24 protein-coding genes are annotated in these 20831 nt (G+C 38.9%); 9 read left to right on the top strand and 15 right to left on the bottom strand.

Annotated elements, in window-relative coordinates; translation table 11 throughout:
- Positions 1-15: 15 nt before the first annotated feature.
- Both HPE56_RS06675 and HPE56_RS06670 read right to left on the bottom strand, forming a co-directional pair.
- Entirely contained in the window at positions 16-549 is a 534-nt protein-coding gene (locus HPE56_RS06675) for a Fur family transcriptional regulator (protein WP_223170221.1), read from the bottom strand.
- 140 nt (positions 550-689) lie between these two features.
- Entirely contained in the window at positions 690-1064 is a 375-nt protein-coding gene (locus HPE56_RS06670; protein ID WP_188242998.1) for a Fur family transcriptional regulator, read from the bottom strand.
- A gap of 73 nt (positions 1065-1137) precedes the next feature.
- Between HPE56_RS06670 and HPE56_RS06665 the strand changes: the two genes are divergently transcribed.
- Both HPE56_RS06665 and HPE56_RS06660 read left to right on the top strand, forming a co-directional pair.
- A complete protein-coding gene (locus HPE56_RS06665) occupies positions 1138-3378 on the top strand; it encodes a TonB-dependent receptor (RefSeq protein WP_188242997.1) in 2241 nt (746 codons plus the stop codon).
- Positions 3379-3543: 165 nt separating this feature from the next.
- Positions 3544-4011 carry a DUF1847 domain-containing protein gene (locus tag HPE56_RS06660; RefSeq protein WP_188242996.1) on the top strand — a complete coding sequence of 156 codons (468 nt, stop codon included), beginning with the start codon at positions 3544-3546 and terminating at the stop codon, positions 4009-4011.
- Between the two features lie 386 nt (positions 4012-4397).
- On the opposite strand, the gene HPE56_RS06655 is transcribed toward HPE56_RS06660, so the two are convergent.
- From HPE56_RS06655 to HPE56_RS20455, 9 genes are all read right to left on the bottom strand, one after another.
- On the bottom strand, positions 4398-5105 hold the full coding sequence (locus HPE56_RS06655) for an aromatic aminobenezylarsenical efflux permease ArsG family transporter (protein ID WP_188242995.1): 708 nt from the start codon (positions 5103-5105) through the stop codon (positions 4398-4400).
- The gene (locus tag HPE56_RS06650; protein ID WP_188242994.1) at positions 5106-5543 is read right to left on the bottom strand and encodes a nitrophenyl compound nitroreductase subunit ArsF family protein; all 438 of its coding nucleotides are present in this window, start codon (positions 5541-5543) and stop codon (positions 5106-5108) included.
- A 17-nt stretch (positions 5544-5560) separates the two neighbouring features.
- Positions 5561-6241 (bottom strand): formylmethanofuran dehydrogenase subunit E family protein, encoded by a 681-nt coding sequence (locus tag HPE56_RS06645; RefSeq protein WP_188242993.1) that lies wholly within the window; start codon positions 6239-6241, stop codon positions 5561-5563.
- A complete protein-coding gene (locus HPE56_RS06640; RefSeq protein ID WP_188242992.1) occupies positions 6238-7212 on the bottom strand; it encodes a permease in 975 nt (324 codons plus the stop codon). Before HPE56_RS06640 ends, HPE56_RS06645 begins: the two co-directional genes overlap by 4 nt.
- Positions 7205-7612 (bottom strand): OsmC family protein, encoded by a 408-nt coding sequence (locus HPE56_RS06635; RefSeq protein ID WP_188242991.1) that lies wholly within the window; start codon positions 7610-7612, stop codon positions 7205-7207. Before HPE56_RS06635 ends, HPE56_RS06640 begins: the two co-directional genes overlap by 8 nt.
- A gap of 11 nt (positions 7613-7623) precedes the next feature.
- On the bottom strand, positions 7624-7860 hold the full coding sequence (locus HPE56_RS06630) for a thioredoxin family protein (protein WP_188242990.1): 237 nt from the start codon (positions 7858-7860) through the stop codon (positions 7624-7626).
- Between the two features lie 51 nt (positions 7861-7911).
- Positions 7912-8217, bottom strand: coding sequence for an ArsR/SmtB family transcription factor (locus HPE56_RS06625; RefSeq protein ID WP_188242989.1), 306 nt, complete (start codon positions 8215-8217; stop codon positions 7912-7914).
- Between the two features lie 45 nt (positions 8218-8262).
- Positions 8263-8565, bottom strand: a complete 303-nt coding sequence (locus HPE56_RS06620) for a TlpA family protein disulfide reductase (protein ID WP_188242988.1) — start codon at positions 8563-8565, stop codon at positions 8263-8265.
- Positions 8566-8639: 74 nt separating this feature from the next.
- Positions 8640-8771 (bottom strand): hypothetical protein, encoded by a 132-nt coding sequence (locus tag HPE56_RS20455; RefSeq protein WP_262890267.1) that lies wholly within the window; start codon positions 8769-8771, stop codon positions 8640-8642.
- Positions 8772-9181: 410 nt separating this feature from the next.
- Here HPE56_RS20455 and HPE56_RS06615 point away from each other — a divergent pair, with 410 nt between their 5' ends.
- Positions 9182-10186: a sugar kinase gene (locus HPE56_RS06615; RefSeq protein ID WP_188242987.1), complete on the top strand. Its 1005-nt coding sequence runs from the start codon at positions 9182-9184 to the stop codon at positions 10184-10186.
- Positions 10187-10688: 502 nt separating this feature from the next.
- Here HPE56_RS06615 and HPE56_RS06610 read toward each other — a convergent pair.
- On the bottom strand, positions 10689-11252 hold the full coding sequence (locus HPE56_RS06610; RefSeq protein ID WP_188242986.1) for a hypothetical protein: 564 nt from the start codon (positions 11250-11252) through the stop codon (positions 10689-10691).
- A 39-nt stretch (positions 11253-11291) separates the two neighbouring features.
- A complete protein-coding gene (locus tag HPE56_RS06605; RefSeq protein ID WP_188242985.1) occupies positions 11292-11735 on the bottom strand; it encodes a hypothetical protein in 444 nt (147 codons plus the stop codon).
- A 239-nt stretch (positions 11736-11974) separates the two neighbouring features.
- Between HPE56_RS06605 and HPE56_RS06600 the strand changes: the two genes are divergently transcribed.
- From HPE56_RS06600 to HPE56_RS06580, 5 genes are read left to right on the top strand one after another with little or no spacing between them, the layout of a single operon-like run.
- Positions 11975-13084, top strand: coding sequence for a DUF2891 domain-containing protein (locus HPE56_RS06600; protein ID WP_223170220.1), 1110 nt, complete (start codon positions 11975-11977; stop codon positions 13082-13084).
- A gap of 1 nt (position 13085) precedes the next feature.
- Entirely contained in the window at positions 13086-14279 is a 1194-nt protein-coding gene (locus HPE56_RS06595; protein WP_188242984.1) for an Nramp family divalent metal transporter, read from the top strand.
- Positions 14280-15023, top strand: a complete 744-nt coding sequence (pxpA, locus tag HPE56_RS06590) for a 5-oxoprolinase subunit PxpA (RefSeq protein ID WP_188242983.1) — start codon at positions 14280-14282, stop codon at positions 15021-15023.
- The gene (gene pxpB / locus HPE56_RS06585; protein ID WP_223170219.1) at positions 15023-15757 is read left to right on the top strand and encodes a 5-oxoprolinase subunit PxpB; all 735 of its coding nucleotides are present in this window, start codon (positions 15023-15025) and stop codon (positions 15755-15757) included. Before pxpA ends, pxpB begins: the two co-directional genes overlap by 1 nt.
- Positions 15750-16589, top strand: a complete 840-nt coding sequence (locus tag HPE56_RS06580) for a 5-oxoprolinase subunit C family protein (RefSeq protein ID WP_188242981.1) — start codon at positions 15750-15752, stop codon at positions 16587-16589. Before pxpB ends, HPE56_RS06580 begins: the two co-directional genes overlap by 8 nt.
- A gap of 51 nt (positions 16590-16640) precedes the next feature.
- Here the strand turns inward: HPE56_RS06580 and HPE56_RS06575 are convergent, their stop codons facing one another.
- Together HPE56_RS06575 and HPE56_RS06570 are read right to left on the bottom strand one after the other, a co-directional pair.
- Complete coding sequence (locus tag HPE56_RS06575; protein ID WP_188242980.1) at positions 16641-17366, bottom strand: nitroreductase family protein; 726 nt, start codon at positions 17364-17366, stop codon at positions 16641-16643.
- Positions 17367-17370: 4 nt separating this feature from the next.
- Positions 17371-18735 (bottom strand): aldehyde dehydrogenase, encoded by a 1365-nt coding sequence (locus tag HPE56_RS06570; protein WP_188242979.1) that lies wholly within the window; start codon positions 18733-18735, stop codon positions 17371-17373.
- 360 nt (positions 18736-19095) lie between these two features.
- Here HPE56_RS06570 and ilvD point away from each other — a divergent pair, with 360 nt between their 5' ends.
- Positions 19096-20772, top strand: a complete 1677-nt coding sequence (gene ilvD, locus HPE56_RS06565) for a dihydroxy-acid dehydratase (RefSeq protein WP_188242978.1) — start codon at positions 19096-19098, stop codon at positions 20770-20772.
- Positions 20773-20831 lie beyond the last annotated feature (59 nt).

Genomic DNA, 20831 nt, shown 5'->3' with positions numbered 1-20831 from the left:
TTTTTGGTATTTTAATTAATGATTTTGATTTTTATGTATGATAAAATTACCACTGATATTCAGTTTAATATTGTCTATGATAAAATTGTCAATTTGATTTTCTTCAAAAAAAACCTTTAAAAGACCATCAAGTTTTTCGCTTACAAAATCTTCGATATAATCACATTCAATACAATATAAATGATGGTGATTTTCAAGTACACCGTCATATCTCATCGCATCCTTTTCAGTTTTTACTTTTTTAATCAAGTTTTTTTCAACCAATGTCTCTAAAACGTTATAAACCGTTCCAGAACCAACATTTGGATCACTTTTTCGTATGTACGAAATAATGTTTTCGGCTGTAGGGTGATTGTTAAGTTTGTATATAGCTTCCAATACCCGCATTCTTTGCGGGGTCACCCTTAATCCTTTAGCTGATAGTTTATCTCGAAGGTCTATTGTATTTATCATATGACTTGACTCTAAATAGGAATCATTCCTATATAAAACTAATTCAAATGTACGATAAATTTTTGTGCGATACGAAAGTCTAAATTTATTTTTCAATTAGCCTTTATGGCTAAGGCATTCAACGGTTCCCAATATTTGTATCCGTTATTCTTACATAAATGATAGGTGAATGTTTATGTGTACTAGGTAGGGCAAAGGAAGTTTTGGCTATAAAATCAATGCGGTTACTTTAGGGATTATGAATTACAGTCCCTACAAACACCTGTTATCCAAAAATTGACATTACTTACCTTATAGCCTGAAGGGACCTTCACTTCAATTTCATTGTTCATACATTCGACTTTACCACAGTTGTCGCATTTAAAATGATAGTGGTTATGATAGTGTATTTCCCCACAAGTATGACATTTAAAGTAATAGAACTTACCGTCATCGGAAATCACTTTATGAATAATGCCATCGTCTATAAAGCTTTGTAGGATTCTATAAATGGTTACCCGGTCAAACTCTGGCAACTGATTTTCGATTTCATCAGATCTTAAACCAAAGTTTTCGGCCCTTTTTAGGCACTCCAATACTGCCCTTTTCGATTTTGTCTGTCTTTTCTTCATTTCTTATTGTAACGCAGTTACAATATTAATAAATTGTAACTACCTTTGCTATATAAATTACAAAATTTAAGATATGAAATCTTTTGTTGTCATATTATGTCTAGCATTATCTCACCTAATGGTAGCACAGGATAGTATAAAAGGTACCATTATTGATTCCGAAACAGAAAAGCCGGTAGAAGGTGCCCTTATCTATGCTTTTGAGTTGAATAAATCCGTGGTGACCGATAACAATGGGAATTATATTCTGGTTAATAACAGCAAATACGACCTTAAAGTTGAAATATCCGCCGATGGTTACAAAACCCAGGTTGTAACCTTAAGTACCACGAATACGGATATAATCAAGTTGGATAAAAACTTGATTGAACTGCAGGAAGTAATTATCACGGGTGATAGAAATAAGAGTAGGGAAAAAGTATCCGTATCCATAGAAACCGTTAAGAAAATGGATCTGTACCAATCAGGAAAGATTTCCTTGGCCGATAACTTGTCCAAACTTCCGGGTTTAAGTAATGTCAGTAATGGCGTTGGAATTACCAAGCCTGTTATTAGAGGTTTGAGCAATACTAATATCGTTTTTCTGAATAATGGCATCAAAGCTGAGAATTTTCAATTTTCGAGCAATCACCCTTTTATTTCAGATGAATTTTCTGCAAAAAAAATAGAAGTCATCAAAGGGCCTGTATCACTTGTCTATGGTTCTGACGCCGTGGGTGGGGTTATTAATGTTATTAAGGAGAATCCTGCCAGCACCAATTCACTGGAAGCTAAGATCAATACCCAATACCATACGAATACCCAAGGTTTTGTAACTAATCTTGATATAAAGGCAAGTGGTGAAAAATGGTACGGAGGAGCTTCCTTCACCAATAAAAGTCATAAAGATTACCAAGACGGAAATGGCGATCAAATTATTAATACCCGTTTTGAGGAACTTAATCTGAGTTCCAATATCGGGTACCGAAGTGCTGCGGGTAATTTTGCTTTATATTTTGATTACAATGCACCTACGTATGGTTTAACCAATCAAAAATCATTATCCGTGGTTAATGATGATAATAGAAAGGTGAACTTTTGGAATGTGAACCTGGACAATAAATTATTGGCCTTAAAAAATAAGATCTTTATTGGTGAGGGTATTCTGGATGTGAATATGTCTTATCAGCAAAATATTAGAAAAGGCATCTCTGATGACACTAGCCTATATTCCGATCAGATTTTTGCTTCAATGGATTTAGCTACTATATCCTATAATGCTAAGTTTAGTATTCAAAAAAACACGAGCAAATATACGTTGGGATTCAATGGAGCATATATTGAAAATGATGCGGATGACTTTTATGGTAATAGCAACCCAATGCCCGACACAAAAATAAATGATATAGGTTTTTTTGTATTGGATGAGATCGATCTGTCCGATGCGCTAACCCTGAATGCTGGTTTAAGATACGATTTGAGAACCATGAAATCGTTTCCGTTTGAATCTACTGGGTTGAATAAGTATGAAATTGATAATGACTACAGTAGTTTAAGTGGTTCTGTCGGTTCCACCTACAAGGTAAACAATCATTTGTTCAAGTTCAATATAGCCTCTGGTTTCCGGAGTCCAAATATATCGGAGCTTACACAGAACGGTATACATCAGGCCCGTTTTGAGAGAGGGGATGTTACTTTAAAGTCACAACGGAATTATCAACTTGATCTTAATTACCATTTTCATATCGATAAATTGGTTTTTGACGTAAGTCCTTTTTATAATAAGGTCAATGACTTTATTTACATTGTGCAAACTACTGAGGATGCCCCGATAGGAGGGGGCAAAGTATGGCAATATGTGCAAAATGATGCCTTATTGTATGGGGGTGAAATAGCATTGGATTATCATCCTTCCAATTGGTTGGGGCTACATACCAATTACACCTACACCCGAGGGGAATTAATAGATGGTGGAAATTTGACTCAAATTCCACAAAATAGATATGTAGCTGAAGTTAAACTTCAAAAAAATAAAATAGGTATTCTTAAGAACCCTTATTTCGTGGTAAATCTCACATCTTTCCAGAGTCAGGATAATTTAGGGCAATCAGAAACCTTTACGCCGGGTTATGAACTTTTCAATGTGAATTTTGGTTCAAAAATAACTATCGAAAAGCAGGTTGTCCATTGGTATATATCGGCAAACAATCTATTTGATAAGGTATATATAGACCATTTGTCCTCTTTTAAACCACTAGGACTAAACAATATTGGTAGAAATATTGTCTTTGGTTTGAACATTCCATTTACGACGCAGCTAAAGCCGGTCAATTGATTTCTGCTTATCAATCTTTCTAAAATATAGAGGTCCATGCTTAATCGGCATTTCCGTTTTTTTTAAAGGGGGTATCCTAGGTTTGGATGGGATCCTATCAGGATTTAAGAGGACTTAGGTGGATTATGAAAAAGCATATTTAGAATATATAAACAGACATACAAGATGAATGAAATTTATACTGATGAGTTTCGTAAAATAATGCAGGCAAATTGTGATTTTACCAGTATGAGGTCAAATCGCATCGAAGAAATATTGAATTTTGCTAGAGGTATGGGCATTAGCCGATTAGGAATAGCATATTGTATAACATTCTCCCATAAGGCAGAAGTTTTAGAGCAATATTTTTCAAAATACTTTACTGTGTATACAGTCGGATGCAAACATGATAAAGTAAGAAAAAAAGATATTCTGGGAGGGGATAGTAAACGGATCATGTGCAACCCGGCCGGACAAGCGGAATATTTGAACAATCATGATACAGAACTTAATATTTCTATGGGACTATGTGTCGGTCACGATATGATATTTAGTAAGCAGTCGAAAGGTTTGGTTACCAATTTGTTTGACAAGGATTTTACGAATAACAATAATCCTGGGATTGCATTTTCTGAAATTGAAGGAAAACTATAATATTCATAATAGCGGATAATAAATAACAATAAAACCCTATTTTTCTTTCAGAACCAATGTATTACAATGTTGAGTGACAATTAAAAAGTCCAGCTTTTATGAAGGTTGCATAAATTATCGTTAGCCCTTGGCCCAAAGGCCTAGGGAGTCACTATTTGATACTTATGGATACAGGGGTTTCTTAATTATGGATATGATTGAAAGAATAGCGGGATCTTCACTATTGTCGAAACCGATTTTGAACACTTGATTGGGTTCTTTAGCTTTCCCACCTTATAGAATAAAAGCCCCTTAAAGAGGCTTTTACAGTGTTTATAAATAATGGTGAGTGAAATTGATTGTTGTTCGTTAGTGGTGATTTTATGTTTGGTTATTAGTGATATCCATTATAGTAATCCAGCAAAAATGGCAACATAATATAACCCGGTTAGTATAAAAACAACGCCGGCAACGGTACGCATTACTTTCTCGATTTTAGTGATTCGGTTATAAAACACCCCCACTTTTCCAGCCGTAAACGCCAATAAGTAGGTGAAAAGTATTACGGGCAACCCTGTGCCAAATGCAAATATAATTGGCAGATAAAGTCCGTCGACAGATGCTATTGTCATTGGGATCAACATTCCGAAAAACAACGCGCCACTATACGGGCAAAAGGCCAAGGCAAAAACAACCCCGATCAAAAAAGAACCCAACAAGCCTTTATCCTGGAATTTTTCGGATAGTTTTTCTTGGAAATTGGATTTTCCCAAAAAATTGAGCTTGATTAAATCCAGCATTATCAATCCTATTATGATCAATAGGGGCCCAAGATACTTTTCCCCGTTTTGATTGAAAAATCGGGCAATATGAAACTTGCTCGCGCCAAAATACAATATGAGACCAATGACCGTATAACTAAATCCCCTTCCTAGGGAATACAGTAATCCGCTTAAAAAAACCTTCCGTTTGCTTGAAATGTTTTTTGAGATAAAAGCCGTCGCAGTTATATTGGTGGCCAAAGGGCAGGGACTAATGGCAGTCATTAGTCCCAGTATAAATGCTGATAAAATGGGGAAATTGTAATCCTCTAATAGCGATTTTAAAAAATCCATTTAGAGCATTTTTAGTTCAGAGTTTATTTTTTCTTTCAGTTCTTTGGAAAAGGCTTCTTGATCCAATCCGTTCATAAAAGCGAAATCGGTTAAATCTATTTTTGTTTCCTTACCGTTTTTTATGACATTCAAGAATAGTGAGGTACCTGCTGCTTCGAATTTTTCAGCGATTTTTTGGTTTTCCTCCTTATCTACATTAATAGCTTGAAACGTGATTTTATTGGCCTTCAATTCCTTTGGGAAATAGGTGTTGAGTGTATATTTTGTATTTGCCTCAATCGCATTGCAGGTCATGCACCTATGGGTAGCGTGGAAGTCCAATACCTCAATTTTTGAAATGGATTGGTCCGGGGAACTGTCTTTGCTTTTGTTTTGGCCATTGCAGGCCGTTAACATTAATCCGATGGCTAATACGGTGATAAATTTGATTGTTTTCATGCTGTTGTAGTATTTGATTATTGACATTTTGATTTATTCTTATTTAAGATATCCGTTTTGGGATAATCGTTTTTTGATAATGGTTTCCACTCGAAATCCACGATCTCAGTGACAAGGAAATTTTCTTTGGCATCCGTTGAAAGTAATTGATCCGAAAAATCGTTTTCCAAGTTTTTAAGTTTATCCAAATCACAAGGTGATAGTTCTCCCTTAATGGCTTTTGCCCCCAATTCGTCAATTTCATCAGGTTTCACTCCTTTTTTCAGTTGTACTTTAACGGCTTTGGTATTGTCTTTTCGCTGAATGATATAAAAGCCGTTCTCAAGAGCGTTGTCCACATAAAAGGAATTGTATTGGTACCTGCCTCCGGAAATATAAATGGCAACATCCGTTAGGCAAGGTGAACTGTTGCTTATGATTCTCGTGTTCGTCCGATCAATAATCCCGTTAGGGTAAAGTGCTTTTAACCCTTCCTGTATACCCAAGAAACCTTGAACAAGTCCATCGCATAAATGACCGTGGAATTTTTCTATATCTCCAAGGTATATTTCATGTTCCAATATCAATCTTCCTTTTGAAAAATCGGTATCCAAAACGGTGATTACCTGGTTCTTATCAACCTTGGTAATCGGTGTTTCCGGTGGTGAACTGCAATTGATGAACGTAACCATCAAGAATATGGAGGTTAGTTTTTTCATAAGACGATATTGAATAGAAATCCTGAAATGATGATAGCCAAGGTTACTACGCTAAAAAAGATGGCGATCAACTTCAAGGACATTACCTTTTTCAACAAAGTGGCTTCGGGGATGGATAGACCTACGGTTCCCATCATAAAGGCTATAGCAGTACCTAAAGGAACCCCTTTGGCGACAAAAACCTCGATTACAGGAACTATACCTGCTGCATTGGCATACATGGGTACCGCAATCAATACCGCAAGTGGAACCGTCCACCACTCACCACCACCTAAGTAGGTGTTGAAAAAGTTTTCGGGAACGTAGCCGTGCATAGCGCCACCTATGGCAATCCCTATGATGACATAAAGCAGGACACCTTTTACAATATCCCAAGCCCCGCGTGTTATTTCAGGCAATCGCTGGTAGAAAGTTTGTTTTACCTCTTCATATTCGGCTTGCTGCATTTTAATTTCAAGAATCTTTTTTACCCAATCCGATAGTAATGGTTCTAGGTTGAACTTACCGAGTAGCCAACCACCGATCGTACCCAATAAAATACCTGAAGCGGCATAAATCAACGTGACTTTTATGCCGAACATTCCAAGAAACATGGCTACGGCAACTTCATTCACCAAGGGAGAGGTAATCAAAAAAGCAAAAGTTACACCAAGAGGGATTCCACCTTGTACAAAGCCTATGAATAAGGGAACCGAAGAGCATGAGCAAAAGGGGGTTATGGCTCCGAAAATAGATGAAAAAAAGTATTCCAATCCATAGAGCTTCTTTTCATTTAGATAGTTCTTAAGTCGTTCAATAGGAAAATAGGCATTTACGATGCCCATTAGAAAAACAATGAAAAATAAGAGGATTAGGATTTTCAGCGTGTCATACACAAAAAAATTCAAAGCAGTTCCCAAGTGTGTTTCTGCCCCAATGTCAAAAACGGAATGAATAAGCCAATCTGCAAAATGCTGTAACCAATCAAACATACGAAATCGTGTTAATCGTTCCGGAAATGGAACAGGACAGTTTTACGGTATTGTAGATAGTGCCAAATTTTTCAATGTTCTTTTTCAGCAAATCCGTATTCAATTTTTTATCGTTGCTATAGATGGTCAATCTATAAGTAAGGTTGTCCATCCTAGGGGGATGCTCAAGACGTGTTGCATGGACATCGATGGAAGCTTTTGAATACGCGAATTTCATCATACCTGAAAAGCGTTCAACATTTTTCAATATACAGGCCGCAAAGGCACTTATGAACAATTCGGCGGGATTAGGCAGGGAATAGGAGGTTTCCGGAGTTGTGCCAAAATCAACAAGGGATTGCTTTATCTGAATTACGGCGTCTTGGTTTGAAAGGGAAGAAGCTTTGATATGATAATCCATAATCTTTTGAGTTACTTCAAAAGTGCCAACACTTCTTCTTTAGAGGGAACCCTACCTTTAATGGTAATGGCATCATCAATGACCAACGCGGGAGTAGTCATTACATTGAATTTCATGATTTCCATGATATCCTCGACCTTTTCTATGCTGGCATCAATATTGTTTTCCGAAACTACTTCTTTCACAACACCGGTCATTGATTGACATTTTGGACAACCTGTCCCCAAGATTTTAATTACTTTACTCATTAGGCTTTTATTTGTACATCGGCAATAAACGATATGATTAATAAAAAAATATCAATGAAAAAACTGTTGGAATAAAGCTTTTGCCGTATTCCAGTTTTCTTGATTGATACAGTACTTTATTTTGGGCGGTTTCAATTCTCCTTGAATAAGTCCCGCATTTTTCAATTCTTTAAGATGCTGTGAAACCGTAGATTGGGCTAAAGGAAGTACGTCTACCAAGTCACCGGTAAAACAACAGGATTGATTTTCTAGATGTTTTAGGATGGCAATACGTGTAGGGTGTCCCAATGCTTTGGCTATTTTTGCCAACGCTTCCGTATCTTCAGCATATTCTATATGTTCTAAACTTCTCTTCATATCCTTATCGCAAATATACGATATATATTTAATACTACATATCATTTAGTTCACACCCTGTTGTTTTAAAACTATCGTCAATTCCTCTTCAGGGAAGAATCCTTCATGTCGAAAATATTCCTTACCATTTTCATCCAAAAATACTTGGGTCGGTATGGCTTTGATCTTATAGGTCTCTGCATAAGGTTTTCCTTCTTCGGTCCAAACATCATAGAAAATGGTATGGACCTGATCACCATACTTTTTTTCAACTGATTTTATGACTTTTAGCATTTTACAACAAGGAATGCATTTTACCGAACCTAATTCTATAAAGGTTACTTTGGTGTCGTTGGACTCCAAATCCATTCTATATATAAGTTAGAATGGCTTTTATCGTTGCTATTGGCAGTAGTTTCATTCTTCAATTTGGTGTTTTCCTTTCATTTTTCATCATAAACATCAGGAAGTTCCTTGGCACTTTTTTCAAGAATCGTAATGACCGATGCTACTTTTGCTCTATAAGTCACACCAACTTCAATTCTAAAACGATCTTCCTTTTCTAAAGACGCCACTTAATGACCTTAATATGTCGTAATCAAGGAATTTGGAATTGGAATTGAAATATCGTCGGTATTCGGCCCTTTTGAAGTTCCATTGATCTACAGGTGATTTTTAAATGGATTTTAGCAGTATTGGAGGAATATCATTGAGGGCTTGAAATTAGTGCTGTTTGTAGCATTAATACACATACTTTGATTGTTGGGTTATTTGTATTTATAATACTTCTTCGTTTTTATGATTTGAAATTTTTCCAAACAGATCCTATTTTTATAACGCCTTATATCCAATATGTTACAAACCTAAATGGATAGGTCGAAGCTGCCATATACTAAGCAAATCATGAGCCTTCCAAATGATTTTTTTTCAAGTTAGGAGTTCTTTAATTGATTATCCTTTGGTAATTTAGTGTCAAAATTAAAGTATGGGTCAAGTTATTACATTCGGTGAGGTATTAATGCGTATCTCGCCAACAAGCAATAAAAAATTCATTCAATCAAATCTTGTTGAATTTTTCTTCGGTGGTACAGAGTTGAATGTGGGTATTTCAATTGCGAATTTTGGTGGGGATGTAAAACATATTAGTGCGGTCTCAGATGATTTTATTGGGGAAGCCGCCATTTCGTACATTAGAAAGTTTGGCGTGGATACCTCTATGATCTCATTATCAAAACGCCCATTGGGAGTTTACTTTTTGGAAGTTGGAGCCGTAATGAGACCGAGTACGATTTCTTACAATAGATCGCATTCCGCATTTTCTGAAATGGTTCCTGGGAAAGTGGACTGGGAGAGTGCCCTGGAAAATGGGGAATGGATGCATTGGACGGGTATTACACCCGCCTTATCCAAAGGGGCTTTCGATACACTGAAGGCGGGATTGAAATTGGCAAGGAAAAAAGGGATGGTTGTTTCTGCCGATCCCACATACCGCAGTGGCCTATGGCAATACGGACAGGACCCTAAGGAAGCCTTGGTCGAGTTATTGCACGATTCCACTATTTTTATTGGGGGTATTAATGAAATCAATGAGGTTTTAGGTACTTCATATGGATATTCGAACGACGATTTTATCGAGGCGAGTAAACAGTTGATGCAGACTTTCCCATCCATAGAAAAGGTCTTCGATAAAATTAGGACCTCCTTAAACTCATCTTGGCATAAGATAAGGGCGAGAATGTGGAATGGAACGGAGTTCCGTGAAACTGAGGATCTGGATATCACCCATGTTGTTGATCGAATTGGGACCGGAGATGCCTTCGCCGCAGGTTTGGTGTATGGCCTACAGGAATATGATGATTACCAAGCCATGGAATTTGCCAGTGCTGCTTGTGCCCTAAAGCACACTTACGAAGGGGATGTGAATTTAACGACCCTAAAGGAAGTCACCAATATCTTGGGGGGTAATACAACGGGAAGATTGGTGCGTTAAGGGATTATTAAAGAAGGTTTAAAACTGTTGTTGTGCCTGGGCTACTTTGAAAAACCATTGTATTTCGGTATCTTATTTCTTTGGATATTCAATATGCCGGTCCTATTCATTCATTTTCATTCTTTGGAATTATACCCAAAAAAGTAGTACATACATGGCCCCTAAAAAACAAAAGGCGCAAAATGCATAACACCTATTTTGTGGTTTGATTTGTTTTTTCATTTTCATTTGTTTGGTATACAAATAACTGTTGAATCTGCATTAATCCGTTTTTGCTTCGTGTAAAGGGAAATAAATTCGTTGTAGGGTTGATTCTTTGTTTATGTCTCGAAATTTTGCCCTATCAATGATTGGGGAATAGGAACTGGGCCCTATTATAGGAAACATTGATCGATGGGGTAATATCCCGTCAATTGGATAATGTCCTGCGTTTAATATGAATAGTTTGATTAAGGGAATTGGATAGTAAATGAATAGTTTTGGGAATGTAGGTCGTGAATCGCTATGCCTGTAATTCCTCCCCATTCGTATCTTCGTTCTTTAATCCTTCCACGGCAAAAGTATCCCGGAACACATAGGCGAAAACAATCACAATCCCTAGAACGAGTAAGGAAAGGGCGTATTCCCAATGTAGGATTTTCATTAAGCTCCCTGCGATTATGGCCAAGGTGCCAAAGACCATAGCGATATTCCATAGTAATTGCAGGGTACTGTTTTTTGTATGTTGATTACCATGTATAAGATAGCTTGCACCTTCCAGTACAAACCAAAGCACAAAGGATATGGCAATGACCAAATGGATATAAATCGTATGTTGTACATCCAAGATATTCAAAACACCATTGATGGCCCAGAAAAGAACCAGAATCAATTTGTTGTAATCCTTAAATTGCTTTATGGGTTTTTTCCAAAAACGGAAACTATAGAGTATACCGATTGTCGTAAAGGAGACAAACATAACTTGGGTAGCCATGGGCCAACCAAGGACTTTCATTAGTAGACCCATTAACATGGCTACAATGAAAATCCGTAAGGGTTGGGTCAATATTTTTTTGGTATTGCTCATGACTGCATTTTATGGTTGTACAGATACTATCCATCAGGGTTAAATAACTTTGATATTCGCCTTTAATCCTTCCATTATTCCTAGGATGTTATGTACGGTTTCCTTTAGGTAATGTTTGATCAAAACATGCGGTATACGTATTGTGGTAAACCCATTTTTAAAGGAATGCATCGTTCTTTCCAAGTCGTTTATAGCTTGTTCATGGGTCAGCATACTATATTCAGCATCGATTTCGATATTCAATTTCACCCTCGAAATGGCTATATCAACCGATTTATTGCCATCCCACCATTCCAACATGGCGCTTACACCGGCCTCTTTTAAGCCATAGTAGAGTTGTATGGCTTCGGTAGGTGTATTCTTCATCTCGATCAACTTAACCATTCGGGTCTGGTGGTTTTCACAAAGCTCAACACCTAAAAGGTCCATTGATTTTCTGTGTTCTAAGTAATCGAGTTTCTTACTACATTCTAAACAGGTCATTTAACTAGTTTGATTTTGATTTGGGATTATTATAACCGCATACTTTTCGGATTATTATAAATTTTCGATGTACTGCATCCCACTTTTAGATGAACTGCATTTTTTTAGATGAACTGCATTTTAGAATGTTAAAACTGTGGTGAAACGCACATTTTGAAACATGATATTTTTCAGTAAGGAATGGCACGCTCTATTGGGTCATAATGTGTAACTTTATGGGTTATTTAAGACAGTATATTATGATTAGAAATTATATGAAATCCAATACGATGCTTTTCTTATTGCTTTTAATGTTTGGTTGTAAGGAAGGGGCTGACAGGCAAAAAACAACTACAAAGGAAGCGATTAGGCCAGAACTGAACTTGTCAGAGGCCAATAGGCTCGCAAGCCTACCTTTTGGGTGTATGCAGACGGAATACCCGAATAGATTGGGGCAAACATTGCAGGATTCGTCCCATCTCAGGAATCCGAAATCCTTGCATCCGGCATTTTATGGTTGTTTTGATTGGCATTCTTCGGTGCATGGGCATTGGTCATTGGTTTCACTTTTAAAGCAATTTCCCAATATAAATGAAGCTGCCGCAATTCGAACGAAACTGACAGAGAACTTATCCAAGGAGAATATAGAATCCGAAGTAAGCTATTTTAGGATGCAAGGGAATGCCACTTATGAACGTACGTATGGTTGGGCCTGGTTACTGAAATTGGCAGAGGAACTCCATACTTGGGATGACCCTATGGCAAAAGAATTGAGTGTTAATCTTCAACCCTTGGTAGATATAATTGTACAGGGCTATATTGATTTTCTTCCCAAATTGAATTATCCCATTCGTGTTGGGGAACACAGCAATACGGCTTTCGGTATGTCATTGGCATGGGATTATGCCAAAACAATGAATCATTTGGAGCTTCAAGAAATCATAAAAAAGAGTGTCAAACGCTTTTATATAAAAGATATTGAATGTCCATTGGAATGGGAACCAAGTGGTTTCGACTTTTTGTCACCTTGCCTTCAAGAGGCAGATGTGGTTCGAAAGGTGTTGACCGCTAAGGAATTCAAACATTGGATCAAGAATTTTTTGCCGCAATTGACAAAACCATCCTTTGTTATGGAACCCGGAAAGGTATCCGATCGTACCGATGGGAAACTGGTACATATCGATGGACTTAACTTTAGCCGGGCATGGTGTCTATATGGCATAGCCAAAACGCTTCCGGAATATTCGTATTTGAATAAAATAGCAGATGAACATCTAAATTATTCATTATCAAGTATCGTGGATGATAATTATGAGGGTACCCATTGGTTGGGAACTTTTGCCCTGTACGCCTTAAACCATTCAGAATAGTATGTTTAAAAAAATGGGCCCTGGAGTTTTGGTGGCAGCGGCCTTTATTGGTCCAGGGACTGTTACGGCCTGTACCTTGGCCGGAGTGGGCTTTGGTTTTTCCCTTTTATGGGCTTTATTCCTTTCTATTATCGCCACGGCAGTTTTACAGGAAATGTCTGCAAGGTTGGGGATAATCACCCAAAATGGTTTGGCAGATGCCATAAAGGTCGAATTGGATATTCCATGGGTCCGTACCCTGCTTTTAGGTATTGTATTGGCCGCCATTGTATTGGGTAATGCGGCATATGAAGCAGGAAATATCGGCGGTGCTACCTTAGGAATGAATGCCCTTTTCGGAACGGAACATTCGGTGTATTATCCCCTAATCATCGGAGCCTTGGCATTCGTATTGTTATTTATGGGTAGTTATAAGGTCTTGGAGAAGGTGTTTATTGCCTTGGTCCTGATGATGAGCCTTTCCTTTCTTCTCACGGCTATGGTCACCAAACCCGATCTGCTTGCCATATTGAAAGGGACCTTTGTGCCTAAAATACCCGAAGGTAGTATATTGAATATGATGGCCTTGGTCGGCACAACGGTGGTACCCTATAACTTGTTCTTACATGCTTCCCTGGTGCGTGAAAAATGGAAGCACGAATCAGACCTACCATATGCCCGAAAGGATACGATAATGGCAATAGCTTTGGGGGGATTGGTATCCATGGCCATAGTTATTGCGGCCGCTTCCATACCCAGTGGGGAGATAACCAATGTCATGGACCTGGCGAAAGGCTTGGAACCGTTATATGGGAAGAGTGCCCATTACTTTATGGGAATTGGTCTGTTCGCGGCTGGTATAACATCCGCCATTACCGCCCCCTTGGCCGCGGCGTATGTGGCCAATAGTTGTTTTGGCTGGAAAGCCGGTTTAAAAGATAAGCGATTTAGGATGGTTTGGATGTTTATTCTGGGGTTGGGGGTGTTTTTTCTTTCCTTTGGAATCAAACCGATTGAAATTATCAAATTTGCCCAAGTGGCCAACGGAATATTACTGCCCGTAATCGCTATTTTCCTGTTCTGGGTGGTCAACAAATCCACGGTTATGGGAAAATATACCAACACTAAAATGCAGAATGTACTTGGTTTTGTGATTATAGGTTTGGCGTTGGTTTTAGGGGTAAAAAGTATCATTAAAGTTTTGGGTTTTCTATAAATGAAAAAGATAACTATCGATATCAATTGTGATGTAGGAGAGGGGATAGGCAATGAAGCGGATATACTCCCTTTGATCTCATCTTGCAATATTGCCTGTGGTGGACATGCGGGCGATATTGGATCGATGGCCCGGACCGTGGCGTTGGCAAAAAAATATGGGGTGCTTGTCGGAGCGCATCCATCGTACCCTGACCGCGGGAATTTTGGGCGTACAACAATGGTTATTGAAGACGATTTGCTAAAAAAGGCTATTCAACGCCAGATAAACGACCTGATAACAATTTTAAATAAGGAAAAGATACCATTAAATCATATAAAGGCCCATGGGGCCCTTTATAACGATTTGGCCAAGAACCCTGCTTTGGCCGATATGTTTTTATCGGTCATTGAACCGTATAAACCTTCCACGGTATTATATGTGCCGCCGGATTCCATCATAGCCCTAAAAGCTAAAGAACAGGGTTTTGCAGTAAAGTTTGAAGCCTTTGCGGATAGAAATTATAATGATGATTTAAGTCTGGTTTCCAGAAGCCTTCCCTCAGCGGTCATTAAGGAACCTAAAGCCGTTTTGGGTCACTTGGTTACTATGGTCGAAAAAGAAAAGGTGATTACGATTAGTGGTGTTGAACGGGCCATACATGCAGACACGTATTGTCTTCATGGCGATACCCCGAATGCGTTTCAAATTTTAATGTATCTTTCGCAGGAATTGCCCAAGCAACAAATCTATATCAAAAAGTGATGGAATATCCGATTTCAATACGATCCTTTGGGGAGCATGCTGTTTTGATCGAATGGCCTAATGAAGTAGATGATGCTATTTTGGAGGACATTATTCAATTTAGGTCCTTCCTAAAACAAAATTATTTAGACCCACAGGAATGGGAAATGGTTCCAGCCTATAATTCCCTTACCTTGATAGATAGGGAGCGAACCATCGATTATCAGATGTTCAAGGCACAATTGAAAATTTGGTATCGTGAACGGGTTGGGGTCAAAAGTAGGTTGAGGTATTTGTGGAAATTGCCTGTGTGCTATGATCTCGATTTTGCAATAGACCTTGAGGAAGTTGCAGAAAGATTGGGACAATCGGTAGCGAGGATTATTGAACTGCATACTTCAAATGTTTTTACGGTATACGGTATCGGTTTTTTGCCCGGTTTCATGTATTTGGGGGGATTGCCAAAGGAATTGGAAGTACCCAGACGATTGGAACCCCGTCAGAAGGTTGCGAAAGGGGCTGTAGGCCTGGCTGGTAAACAAACCGGTATTTATCCACAGGAATCGCCGGGAGGGTGGAATATAATCGGTAATTGCTCGGTTCCTATCTTTGATGTTAAACGGGAGGAACCCTGTTTTGTGAATGTAGGTGATAGAATACAGTTTTATGCTATTTCCCGGGCAGAATACGACTTGCATAAGATCCAAGGGGAAGTAGGAATTTACCAATTTGAAAAAATAAAGTTGGATGCTTAAGGTATTAAAATCCGGTTTTTATACGACCCTTCAGGATGAAGGGCGTTTTGGATATCGCGATAAGGGTGTTCCCGTATCAGGGGTAATGGATGTAGGTGTGGTTCGTAATGCCAATATATTATTGGAGAATGACCACGATGCAGCCGTTTTGGAAATAACCATGACTGGTCCGACCTTACAATTTGAACGGGATACTTACATTGCATTGGCTGGGGCGGAATTTGCGACAACACTGAACAATGAACCGATTTCTAATAACAAGGTCCATAAGGTTAAGAGAGGTGATATTCTTTCCTATGGTAAATTGATTAATGGTTTTAGGGCTTATTTAGCCATTAAGAACGGTTTTAAATCCAAAGAGGTGTTGGGAAGCCGATCTCAGTACTATCCGATAACGAAAAGAGGTTCACTCAAAGATCATGAGGAATTGAAGTATGATACGTATATTGATTTTGAACCTAAAATAAGTGAGCTAAAGGTAAAATCACTTTTGGATGAAAAGGTTTTGAAAGTTTCGAAAGGTCCAGAATTCAAGTTATTGGACGATGAGCAATTGGAAAATCTTTTTATAAAGGAATTTACCGTAGCCAAGGAATACAACAGGATGGGGTATCAATTCAACGAAAAGATCAAGGGCCATGATTGGTCTATGTTGACTTCTGCAACCCTACCGGGTACGGTGCAACTAACACCTTCGGGCAAATTGATCGTTTTGATGAAAGACGGGCAAACAACCGGGGGATATCCTAGGATCCTGCAATTAAGTGACAAGGCCATCTCTATTTTGGCGCAAAAGAAATTGGGGGATAAAGTTACTTTTAAGTTGGCTTAAGGTTTTTTACCTGCAATCAGCTTTCGATATACGAATATGGCAAAGTATGTCCTAGACTTTATGGTACACCGCTTCAAAGGGTATCCTAAATCTTGGTCCGTAAACCCCTTTATCATCCCGTAGGCCACAACCAATGATCATATTGATCTCTGCTCCCCTTGGTAAATTTAAAATCTTTTTGACCCTTAAGGTATCACTGCCCTCCATAGGACAGGTATCATAACCGATCGCTGCCATGGATACCATAAAATTTTCTGCGGCCAAGGCAGCACTCTTATGGGCTACGATACGCATATCTGAATTCCGTACTTGCCTGTAGATAGGTCTAAGAAGGCCTACCATCTGGAAAAACACATATTTCAACGCCCCAAAAATACCCAAGAACTCCATATAGAGGGTAGGAATAAGTTGACTGTAATATTTCAGCGTGAATTTTTCCCGGGTAGAATAATCTTCCTTCGACTTAGTGCCATACCCCTTTTTTAAAAATTCAAGATTTGCCTTACTCCGTTTACGCCAAAGGTCCTTGCGGGTAACGACTACCACCAATTGCTGCGCGGTTTTGGCGGCAGGTTGGTCAAAACAAACCTTTGCCAAGGCCTTGAGTTTTGTTTTGTCGGTCACATGATAAAACTCCCATAATTGCATATTACTGCTGGTTGGGGCCAGGGAGGCATTAACCAAACATTGTTTTACTTTTTCGTCATCCAAGGCATCATCCTTGTAGATACGAACCGAACGGCGATATGCAATGGCTTCTGTAACTGTTTTTTCCATGGTTTTAAAAAAGATGTTTTACTTTTTTTATCAATTTTAAAGGAAGGTTGTAAGGGGGATACCGAAGTGGGGCATCCAACCAATTGGCTTTTTTAATGATTGCTTTCTGATGGGAGAACAATTCAAAGGAGGACTTTCCGTGATAGGCACCAATGCCACTGGCACCAACACCGCCAAAAGGGAGTTTCTTGTTCGTGATTTGGATGACCGTATCATTTATGGCCCCACCTCCAAAGCCATATTCTGTAATGATTTTATTTTGGAATTTTTTATTGGTGGAAAACACGTAAGTGGCCAAGGGCTTACCGTATCGAGTGATATATTCATGAATAACCCCATCGTTGTCATAGGCTATGATCGGGAGTATAGGTCCAAATATTTCCCCTTCCATGAGTTTGCTATCCACTTTGGGTTCATTGACCAGGGTCGGAGCTAGAAAGTTGTCGCTATCATTGGTCTCCCCACCAAATAAAATAGCCTCGCCCTGCAACATCGCTTTTAAACCGTTATAGTGCTTTTCGTTGACCAAACGGGCATAATCCGGGGAGGTTTCGATGGACTTTCCAAAACATTGTTTAATACTTCGTTTTAAGGCCTCTATAAGTTTATCCTTTACACTATTATGTACTAAAATATAATCCGGGGCGATACAGGTTTGTCCGGCATTTAAAAATTTACCCCAGACAATTCTTTTGGCAGCAAGGTTTATTGCAGCGGTGTCATCAACGATACATGGATTTTTACCTCCCAATTCCAAGGTAACCGGTGTTAAATGCTTGGCCGCACTTTCGTAAACGATCTTACCTACACGGGTACTCCCCGTAAAGAAGATATAGTCCCATTTTTGTGAGAGTAATCGTTGGGAGACTTCCACACCCCCTTCTACAACCGACACATGTTCCGGCAAAAATACCTTGGTTATGATTTCCTGAACGATTCTTGAAGTATGCGGGGTGGCTTCAGAGGGTTTTACCACGGCGGTATTACCTGCCGCAATGGCTCCGATTAGGGGTGCAAATACCAATTGAAAAGGATAGTTCCAAGGAGCAATGATCAAAACCGAACCATAAGGCTCCTTGTATATCCAATCAGAGGAAGGCCAATTCAATAACGTACCTGATTTTCGTTCGGGTCGCGCCCATAAGGCAATATTCTTAATGGCCAATTTCAATTCGGCAAGAACAAACTGGGTTTCCGCAGCCAGGGTTTCGAACTTAGGCTTCTTAAAATCGGAATATAACGCATCGCAAATTACATCTTCCTTCAATTCGATTTCCTTTTGCAAACCCTTTAGGACCTTTTTGCGAAAAGCCACATTTTTTGTTTGGTGGGAATCAAAAAAATCACGTTGTCTTTTAAGTATGTCCATACGATTGAAATGAAATCAAATGTAGCGAATAAAAAGATGACTATCATGTTTCCATAGCTATTGGGCCAATCCGGATAAAAGGGCTTTCCAATAAGCCAAAGTAATTCCATCCTTGTCTTTTACCCCGTAATAAGAATGGCCTTTTTTATACTTCATAACATGACTTTCTAAAGATATTAAAAGTATTGAATATGGTATAAAAAGTCAAGTTAAATATATGATAACCAGTAATTTGTATAAATTATACAAGTCTTGGATTTAGAGCAGGCATCATTGTTAAAAATTTAGCTTTCATTATTGAATTATATTTGATTGTTAATTAGCATGCGATAGCATAAATCATCAATAATTATTTTCTGGATGGAATTGAATAAATATAGCAAGAATGTTACCCAAGACCCTACGCAACCAGCGGCCCAGGCCATGTTGTACGGGATTGGTTTTAAGGATGAGGATTTTAATAAACCGTTGGTCGGCATTGCAAGTACAGGATACGAAGGTAACCCCTGTAATATGCATTTGAATGATTTGGCCAAATTGGTGAAGGAAGGGGTCAATTCCAAGGAAACCGTCGGATTGATCTTCAATACCATTGGCGTTAGTGATGGTATATCAATGGGAACACCGGGCATGCGATTTTCCTTACCGTCAAGGGATATTATTGCAGATTCTATGGAAACCGTTGTGCAGGGCATGTCTTATGATGCTTTGGTGACAGTGGTTGGGTGTGATAAAAATATGCCAGGAGCCTTAATGGCCATGTTGCGTTTAAACAGACCTGCTATTTTGGTATATGGGGGAACTATAGCCTCGGGTTGTCATAACCATAAAAAATTGGATATCGTTTCTGCTTTTGAGGCATGGGGCGAGAAGGTTGCCGGGACCATGGAGGAATCGGAATTCAAAAGTATCATTAAGAAATCGATTCCAGGAGCTGGGGCTTGTGGCGGTATGTACACAGCCAATACCATGGCTTCTGCCATAGAGGCATTGGGAATGTCATTGCCTTATAATTCCTCTAATCCAGCGATTAGTAAGGATAAGGAAGCGGAATGTTTGGAGGCAGGAAAACAAATGCGGGTCCTTATTGAAAAAGATATTAAGCCTTTGGATATTGTAACCCGAAAATCCTTGGAAAACGCCATTCGTTTGGTAACGATTCTGGGAGGTTCGACAAATGCGGTACTTCACTTCCTTGCTATTGCCAGGGCTGCCGATATCGATTTTACCTTGCAGGATTTTCAACATATTAGTGATACAACCCCTTTTATCGCCGACTTAAAACCAAGTGGCAAGTATTTGATGGAAGATGTTCACCGTGTTGGGGGAATTCCAGCGGTATTGAAATATTTATTGAGGAATGGTCTTTTGCACGGTGATTGTTTGACGGTTACCGGTAAGACCTTGGCGGAGAATTTGGAGAATGTTCCTGATTTGCAGGAAGGTCAGGATGTAATAATGCCTTTGGACAAGCCTATCAAGGCTACAGGCCATTTGCGTATGCTTTACGGTAACTTGGCGGAAAATGGATCAGTGGCAAAGATTACAGGTAAGGAAGGTCTGATTTTTAAAGGTAAGGCAAAGGTATTCGACAGTGAATATGATGCCAATGATGGAATACGCGACGGACTCGTCAAAAAAGGGGATGTCGTTGTTATTCGGTATGAAGGTCCTAAAGGAGGGCCGGGAATGCCCGAAATGTTAAAACCAACTGCTGCCATTATGGGGGCAGGTTTGGGAAAAGAAGTGGCATTGATCACTGATGGTCGTTTTTCAGGGGGTACCCATGGATTTGTAGTTGGGCATATATCACCTGAAGCACAAGAAGGTGGTGTTATTGCCTTGGTGAAGGATGGTGATACCATTATAATTGATGCCGAAACGAATTCCATCAATGTAGAAGTCTCAGAAAAAGAACTTGCACAGCGTAAAGCTGAGTGGGTACAACCGGAATTGAAATTCAAAAAAGGGGTATTGTATAAATATGCCCGTTCTGTCTCATCGGCAGCCCAAGGTTGTGTTACCGATGAATTCTAGGAAATTATAATCAAAATGTACCCCTTTTTTTGGGGAGTTAAGGGGTGATGATTACGACC

Source organism: Maribacter aquimaris (assembly GCF_014596745.1).
GTDB lineage: Bacteria > Bacteroidota > Bacteroidia > Flavobacteriales > Flavobacteriaceae > Maribacter_A > Maribacter_A aquimaris.
Note: the sequence above shows the minus strand (reverse complement) of the source record. Positions and strands in the feature narration are given on the sequence as shown.

Bases quoted from the DNA above. Each gene is read 5' to 3' on its own strand.
- HPE56_RS06670 (WP_188242998.1), bottom strand. From the start codon at position 1,064: ATGAAGAAAAGACAGACAAAATCGAAAAGGGCAGTATTGGAGTGCCTA.
- HPE56_RS06665 (WP_188242997.1), top strand. From the start codon at position 1,138: ATGAAATCTTTTGTTGTCATATTATGTCTAGCATTATCTCACCTAATG.
- HPE56_RS06660 (WP_188242996.1), top strand. From the start codon at position 3,544: ATGAATGAAATTTATACTGATGAGTTTCGTAAAATAATGCAGGCAAAT.
- HPE56_RS06655 (WP_188242995.1), bottom strand. From the start codon at position 5,105: ATGGATTTTTTAAAATCGCTATTAGAGGATTACAATTTCCCCATTTTA.
- HPE56_RS06650 (WP_188242994.1), bottom strand. From the start codon at position 5,543: ATGAAAACAATCAAATTTATCACCGTATTAGCCATCGGATTAATGTTA.
- HPE56_RS06645 (WP_188242993.1), bottom strand. From the start codon at position 6,241: ATGAAAAAACTAACCTCCATATTCTTGATGGTTACGTTCATCAATTGC.
- HPE56_RS06640 (WP_188242992.1), bottom strand. From the start codon at position 7,212: ATGTTTGATTGGTTACAGCATTTTGCAGATTGGCTTATTCATTCCGTT.
- HPE56_RS06635 (WP_188242991.1), bottom strand. From the start codon at position 7,612: ATGGATTATCATATCAAAGCTTCTTCCCTTTCAAACCAAGACGCCGTA.
- HPE56_RS06630 (WP_188242990.1), bottom strand. From the start codon at position 7,860: ATGAGTAAAGTAATTAAAATCTTGGGGACAGGTTGTCCAAAATGTCAA.
- HPE56_RS06625 (WP_188242989.1), bottom strand. From the start codon at position 8,217: ATGAAGAGAAGTTTAGAACATATAGAATATGCTGAAGATACGGAAGCG.
- HPE56_RS06620 (WP_188242988.1), bottom strand. From the start codon at position 8,565: ATGGATTTGGAGTCCAACGACACCAAAGTAACCTTTATAGAATTAGGT.
- HPE56_RS06615 (WP_188242987.1), top strand. From the start codon at position 9,182: ATGGGTCAAGTTATTACATTCGGTGAGGTATTAATGCGTATCTCGCCA.
- HPE56_RS06610 (WP_188242986.1), bottom strand. From the start codon at position 11,252: ATGAGCAATACCAAAAAAATATTGACCCAACCCTTACGGATTTTCATT.
- HPE56_RS06605 (WP_188242985.1), bottom strand. From the start codon at position 11,735: ATGACCTGTTTAGAATGTAGTAAGAAACTCGATTACTTAGAACACAGA.
- HPE56_RS06600 (WP_223170220.1), top strand. From the start codon at position 11,975: ATGATTAGAAATTATATGAAATCCAATACGATGCTTTTCTTATTGCTT.
- HPE56_RS06595 (WP_188242984.1), top strand. From the start codon at position 13,086: ATGTTTAAAAAAATGGGCCCTGGAGTTTTGGTGGCAGCGGCCTTTATT.
- pxpA (WP_188242983.1), top strand. From the start codon at position 14,280: ATGAAAAAGATAACTATCGATATCAATTGTGATGTAGGAGAGGGGATA.
- pxpB (WP_223170219.1), top strand. From the start codon at position 15,023: ATGGAATATCCGATTTCAATACGATCCTTTGGGGAGCATGCTGTTTTG.
- HPE56_RS06580 (WP_188242981.1), top strand. From the start codon at position 15,750: ATGCTTAAGGTATTAAAATCCGGTTTTTATACGACCCTTCAGGATGAA.
- HPE56_RS06575 (WP_188242980.1), bottom strand. From the start codon at position 17,366: ATGGAAAAAACAGTTACAGAAGCCATTGCATATCGCCGTTCGGTTCGT.
- HPE56_RS06570 (WP_188242979.1), bottom strand. From the start codon at position 18,735: ATGGACATACTTAAAAGACAACGTGATTTTTTTGATTCCCACCAAACA.
- ilvD (WP_188242978.1), top strand. From the start codon at position 19,096: ATGGAATTGAATAAATATAGCAAGAATGTTACCCAAGACCCTACGCAA.